General features: G+C 47.7%; 6 protein-coding genes. 4 read left to right on the forward strand and 2 right to left on the reverse strand.

All coding sequences use genetic code 11. From position 1 onward, the window contains the following. Positions 1-305 precede the first annotated feature (305 nt). Positions 306-2,012, forward strand: coding sequence for a tyrosine-type recombinase/integrase (locus J3U88_RS33715; RefSeq protein ID WP_207863626.1), 1,707 nt, complete (start codon positions 306-308; stop codon positions 2,010-2,012). A gap of 373 nt (positions 2,013-2,385) precedes the next feature. Beyond that, the gene (locus J3U88_RS33720) at positions 2,386-2,763 is read left to right on the forward strand and encodes a helix-turn-helix transcriptional regulator (RefSeq protein ID WP_207863627.1); all 378 of its coding nucleotides are present in this window, start codon (positions 2,386-2,388) and stop codon (positions 2,761-2,763) included. A gap of 112 nt (positions 2,764-2,875) precedes the next feature. Here J3U88_RS33720 and J3U88_RS33725 read toward each other — a convergent pair whose 3' ends face one another. Continuing rightward, entirely contained in the window at positions 2,876-3,697 is an 822-nt protein-coding gene (locus J3U88_RS33725) for a hypothetical protein (RefSeq protein ID WP_207863628.1), read from the reverse strand. A 728-nt stretch (positions 3,698-4,425) separates the two neighbouring features. Between J3U88_RS33725 and J3U88_RS33730 the strand changes: the two genes are divergently transcribed. Further along, complete coding sequence (locus tag J3U88_RS33730; RefSeq protein WP_207863629.1) at positions 4,426-4,716, forward strand: hypothetical protein; 291 nt, start codon at positions 4,426-4,428, stop codon at positions 4,714-4,716. Between the two features lie 210 nt (positions 4,717-4,926). Here the strand turns inward: J3U88_RS33730 and J3U88_RS33735 are convergent, their stop codons facing one another. Continuing rightward, positions 4,927-5,100: a hypothetical protein gene (locus J3U88_RS33735; protein WP_207863630.1), complete on the reverse strand. Its 174-nt coding sequence runs from the start codon at positions 5,098-5,100 to the stop codon at positions 4,927-4,929. Between the two features lie 289 nt (positions 5,101-5,389). Here J3U88_RS33735 and J3U88_RS33740 point away from each other — a divergent pair, with 289 nt between their 5' ends. After that, complete coding sequence (locus J3U88_RS33740) at positions 5,390-5,881, forward strand: DUF418 domain-containing protein (RefSeq protein ID WP_207863631.1); 492 nt, start codon at positions 5,390-5,392, stop codon at positions 5,879-5,881. The last annotated feature ends 127 nt before the right edge of the window (positions 5,882-6,008 follow it).

Raw genomic sequence — 6,008 nt, forward strand, 5'->3', positions numbered from 1 at the left:
TTTGATTCATTGCGTTTGGTTCGGGGTGGATCGTTTTGATTCATTGCGTTTGGTTCGGGGTGGATCGTTTTGATTCATTGCGTTTGGTTCGGGGTGGATCGTTTTGATTCATTGCGTTTGGTTCGGGATTGTTTGGCCGGCGCCTCCGGCGGCCTGCACGACGGGAACCCCCGGGGACCCAGAGCAAACGGTTGTTCCACAACCATTTGTTGTTTTTTCCTGGTAACTCTCTGAGCACCCTAGCTTCTTTAAGCGCTTTATATTGTTATGTTTAGGTGACATTGATTTTGTAAGATGCGCCGATTTTGCGCTTTGCGCTTACTGATGTATCCTCGTTTTGTCGGACATTTGTCGGGAACTGCAAGCGCTTACTTTTTACCGAGTCCCAAAACGAAATCAGAACAGCAAGGGGCTGGTGTATGAACATTCAGAAAATCAAGTTTAATGTAGACAACCTGCGTCCATTTATCAAGGCAGGGGTGCCGGTAACCATTAAGGATGCCGCCTTCAAAGGGCTAAAATTCACCATTGGTAAATCGAAAATGGCGTTCACCTTCGACAAACGTGTATCTGGCCGCAAGGGCTCTGCCTTAACCTTCTCTATGCGCGCTGTTGTCGGCCCTCACAACGCCGTGAACTACAAGGAAGCACGCGAGTGGGCGGCCGAACTTAAACGCTTGTGTGAAGCCGGTATTGATCCTCGAGAAGACGAAGCGGGTCGCAAGCTGCTTGGTCTCCCGCCGCTGTTGGTGAATCGATCGAAATCTTCAGGCGCCAACCCGGTCTTGCTCATGGATGACGCTGTCAAAGTGTTTTTCAGCAAAAAAACGTACCTTAAGGCCACCACGCTTCACAGTTTGGCCAGAAACATCAATGAAGGTTTTGACCCGTCATGGCTCAAGCTGGAAATTCGCGAGATCACCCCGGCGATGATTGCCGCTCGTTTCGCCGAACGGCACCGTGGCGGCTCCCGCGCCTCCTCTTGGAACATGCTCTACGCCTATTCCAATATTTGGAACACCAATAAGAAACTTTTTAAGGATACCGAGGGGAACAAAATCTTGGGTCAGTGCCCGATCCTCGAAGCGCGCCAAATAATTCGGGAAGAATACGGTATCAAGCGACACAAACCGAAACGGATGGTTGTCAAAAATCATCAACTGGGCCGTTTTTTGGCCGAACTTGATCGGATGACCGAGGGGGGCTCCGGCCACAAGGTTTGGTACACCGAGGAAGGGGCGGCACTTCCTTTTGTCGTCATGACAATCTTGCTAACAAAGTTGAGCCTGTTCACGGGCCTGCGTTTCAATGAAGCGCGGTTCCTTAAGTGGGCCTATGTAGACCTGGAGGAAGGCTACTTCCAACTGCCGGGAAATATCCGGCGCCCCAAAAAAGACGGTGATGCGCTTTTCGGTGACTTTGATAAGAACGGCAAGGTTCATTTGAACTTGGATGAACATGACTTCGATTTCCAGGGAACCAAAAATGGCGAGTCTCATTTTGTGCCCATGTCAACTTATGTATGGGCATTCTTGCGGGAACTTAACGCAAATCGGGGTGACAACCCGTTCGTGTTTGCCTCGACTAAGTATCCAGAGCGACCGATCAAGCGGCATATTTCGGTGTTCCAATTTATCCAAGGCTTGGGTTTTGATTATTCGCCCCATGCGGCACGCAGAACCTTTGCAAGCATCGCCAACGATGTGGGGATCGGCTACCGGGACATCAAAGAAATGCTTAACCACGTCTCTGAATCCGATGTGACCAGTGGTTATATTGTGCCCGGCTTCAACCCCACCAAAAACCGGCACAATTTCCAAAAGGTGTGCGATCACATCTTAGGAGAGCACGCGCAATACTTGGGCAACCAAGCAAAGGCGGCTGATCGCTATAGCCGTGAATCCATCGCCAACGAACTCACTCGATTTGTCGCAACCCTCGGCCTTACCCCCAAGGAAGCGGCAAAAATCCTGAGGACAGTTGCCAAGAGCCAAAACTCGCAAGCAGCCTGATCAGCAAACGAATTCACCTGGATGTCCTCAACTCCAATCAACATCTTGCTCTCTAAATATCTAGGTGATCTGGGGAAACCCAGGCTGCCACAATGCTCCTTGCAAGAGACACCCATTCAACGCACGTACTGCTTAGTAAAGAAGGGTGACTGTTCGTTAGGGTCACCCATTTTACTTTCAGCTCCACCACTGAAAAAGCAGTGCTGAATAAAGGCCAGGAAAGCAACGATTCACATATTAAACTATTTTTTACAGCGAGTGCTTCTTGCAACCATAGATACCCTACATTAATCAAAGATCATGAAACCCGTTTTTCACGACTTTCGTATTGTGTTCTAGGTAGTAAATATTTTGACATCTAGGCGGCCGACGAATGATTGATGAATCAAGAATGAAAAACAAAAATGAAGGAAGATACAGCGAAGCAAACATGGCTGTCGCTTACATCCTTAAAGATTTTGCAATGAAGTTAAAGCTGGCACATAACGCTGAAGACTTGGATTCAGCGCTTGAATTGACTGTAAAAAACGTCATGATAGCTTGTTCCCATCAGGATAAGCTACTAACAGAAAACGAGGTCTCGGAGAAATACGCTTTTTTTACGGCATCCAAGCTTCGGAATATGCGCGCGCGAAACAAAGGTCCAAACTATCACAAAATGGGAAACACACGCAATGGTCGCGTGTTATACAAAATGTCAGATGTAGAGTCTTGGATCGCTCGGCACTTGGTATCCACCAGCCAGCTTTAGCGATATTCATAAAGAAAAAAGCCAAGACCTTAAACAAGACAAAAGGGGCCATGGAATTAAAATTACATGGCCCCTTTTGGATATGCCTTGCCATCATTACTTACCTGACCCCTCAAAGAACGCACATTGCTGTTCTGACCTTCTTATTGGGCCTCTTCAGCTCTAACGGGGTTCTTTCGATGGAAATATCAGTGCTCTCTAGATCGAAGCGCAAAAGCCCGAACGAACCCTCTTCTTGTTCTTTCGCGTTGGATGCAAGCCACAGATAATCCACATAATTTGCCGCATCGGCAAGTAAGTTCTGGTCAAGGGCTTCCCCTGGCCGGCGAACGATGACACCATGAAAATTTTTTGCGCCTTCTCCTCGGGAAATCTCAACGCAATCGAACACCACCGTTTTGCTTACATGGGTTCGTCCAAAAAATTGATGGCGCCGTTCATCTTGAAACGGCTTCGACTTTTCGATGAGGCACGCCACTTCACCGACAAACAGCGCCATACGGATCTTTTCTCTTTCCCATTCACGGCCAATGGCCTGGTTTAAAAGTTTTAGGTGACGCCGACCATAACGCCCCAGACTAACGTCAAGCAAAAGTCGTCGGCCTGTGCTCACGTTGCCTCTGGCAATTCCTTTAACAGCCATCACACAATCTTTGGAAAGTTGTGTTTCACATATGGACGTAATGGGCCCTCCTCGATCCACAAGGTTCGCATAATAGTTATATGCGCCAATCATCTTGAAATAACCTTCATGGTGTCGATTCGTGTTAGATGCAAGTTCTTTGATCCAAGACGTCCAAGAATCAGATTCACTTTGTCTCCACAAATTCCGATCACGGATTACGGTTAGTTGCCTGGCAACATCCCACCAATTAAATTTGTTAACCGATAAAACCTCAGTAAGCTTTCTCACAACGTCGTCAACTTCTTTCATTTTACACCTCTTCTGTTATCCAAAAGCAACAGTCTCAATCGTCAAACCTTTCCGCCACATGGTTTTTTTTAAAATCTACAAAGTAAACCATCTGTTGATTTAACCAACCTATAGGCATACACCACCTTAAACATCATAGTTACCTTTAAAGTTTCACATCGCAACATTGTTAGAATTGATCTTGCTTTCGAAGGAACGCCCTGGACTCAGACCGCTCAAGGGAAGAGATAATACACGGATCGCCGCCTGACGCTCGCCACGATGGCACACTTTCAACTTGTGATTTTCAGAAAAAACACCAAGGCGCGTAAATTCAAACACTTAAAGCTCAACTGAATAAAACGTTTTCTAACACTTTGATCCAAACTACATCTTTTCGATATAGCACTATCCTAGCGCTTGACCTTCTTGTAAAAAATCATCACTCTCTTGTTGTGCTTAAGCCATTGAAAACAAAAAATTAAAGTCGCTAATCTTAATTGACCTCATAATTATTTTGATATTTCTTTGTGCTAAAACCTTCCCTTTTGCGTTTTAGACTATCAAGCAAGGCGAGTCCCTTGTCTTTGCAACTTTTTTAAAGCACCTATCTCCCTTTGGCCTGTTTTTTAGGGCCTGACGTTGGGGGTTGGCTGCCGAAACTTTAGCCACACATGCATCTCGGCTGAATTCTTTTTAAACCTACCTTACGACACATTGCTCACAAACCTAATGAATTAGGAGCACTCATGAATAACTTCAACACCTTCTTCGCTGATGTAGAGATCGATTGGATGAACCTGGAAAACGAAACCGGTCTCAAGCCGGCGACACTCGCGTCAATGGCCGGGGTAACCAGCTCCATGTGGTCTCAGGTGAAAAGCGGCAATCGGAACCTTGGAATCAATGCTCGGTTCCGCTTAATGTTGAACCTCGCCAAACACTTTAACTTTGAAGGTCAAAGCGACGTACTCATTTCAGCCGATGCCACGGTGACTTCATTTGCAAACCAAATTTTGGAGAAATACCGTGTGTCTTAGTGGCCGATATCATTCGGCCCCGTTCTCATGGCGGGAGCTTGATTTCTCCTTTTCATCGAACGCTTTTCCAAAGCCAGAAGGTTCACAGGGCGCTCCTTCGGTTTGGAAAGGCGCTCCTTGGGTCATTCCATGAACGAACCGAGGTCCCGCTTCTTACCCGAGGGAGAAGCGGGACCCCAACGCCATCGTGATTGGGATGCGCCGCGGCGCTTACCTCTTGGCGCCATCCTGTTCGTTAATATTGGTAAGTTCCTTCATCTGCTTGGCTTCTTGTTGGGCTTCGGCGTGTCCGCTCACATTTGAGAAGCTAAAACGATTGATTGCGCCTTTCGTTTTGGTGGTTCGGCGACGTGCCTTGTTCTGGTTTGTGCGGGGATCCTTCACGGTGTGCTGCTTTGGCCGGGCGACATTTCGTTTTTTACGGCCTGGTTTGTTTGGTGCTTTTCCACCTTCATGTGCTGCCTATTGCGGCGCATGGGATTCTTGCGGGTTGCTGTCTCACCATTGCCTTGGTGGTGCCTGTGATTTTTGCGAAGGTTACATCGCCCCCCGATCCCGTGGCGCTTTCGGTGTATTTCCAAGGACTCCCACTTCGAACCCTGATGCTTGCGAACGTCTATGCCTTTTTCGGCAACAGGGCGCTTGTTTTCTTTGGGGTTGATCGGTGTTGTCGATGTCCCTTTTGGGCGTTGTGGTTCATCGGCGCGGTACATCCAGGTCTAACCCTGCCAAGGCGGCCAAACCTTTGGTCGTTCCAATTTTTTGCGTCTCGATGTGCTACTCGGTGGTCATGGTCTTTTTTCCCAAGTTCCCCAGGACAAAAGCGGATTTATACCTTCTCAGCAGTGTCACCATGAGCCTTGTTTATGTTTGTTTTGCGCTTGGTTTTGTTCGAGATCAGTTTGTTTCGGTGTTGGCCAAGCTTGGCCGACGTGGCTTAACAGTTTATCTGAGCCAAAGCATCGTCCTTTCACTTCTGGGCATGAGCTACACCGTTCCGCCATTGGCCCCGCGGGCTAGACTGGTTCTGTTTCTGGTTGCGCTTTCCTTTTTTGCGCTTCAGTTGGTTTTGTACGCCATTTTTGACTTTTACCCGTTCGAGAGGGTCCAAAAAACGGTTTCGTCTGTGTCGATCAAACCAAAGCCGCCATACCGCGATAGGTAAGTAAGCCTACCAACGAGGGTTCAGACGCAAAGCGTCGAGACGGCTACACTTCCTGGAAAAGGTTCAGGAGGTTGCTTTGGGAAAGCTAAGAATCGAGCCAAAACAGAAATCGCCGGGTTTCATTCGT

This window comes from Acanthopleuribacter pedis, from assembly GCF_017377855.1.
GTDB lineage: Bacteria > Acidobacteriota > Holophagae > Acanthopleuribacterales > Acanthopleuribacteraceae > Acanthopleuribacter > Acanthopleuribacter pedis.

Coding starts and splice junctions, on each gene's coding strand:
- J3U88_RS33730 (WP_207863629.1), top strand. CDS start 4,426: ATGAATAACTTCAACACCTTCTTCGCTGATGTAGAGATCGATTGGATG.
- J3U88_RS33720 (WP_207863627.1), top strand. CDS start 2,386: ATGATTGATGAATCAAGAATGAAAAACAAAAATGAAGGAAGATACAGC.
- J3U88_RS33725 (WP_207863628.1), bottom strand. CDS start 3,697: ATGAAAGAAGTTGACGACGTTGTGAGAAAGCTTACTGAGGTTTTATCG.
- J3U88_RS33740 (WP_207863631.1), top strand. CDS start 5,390: ATGTCCCTTTTGGGCGTTGTGGTTCATCGGCGCGGTACATCCAGGTCT.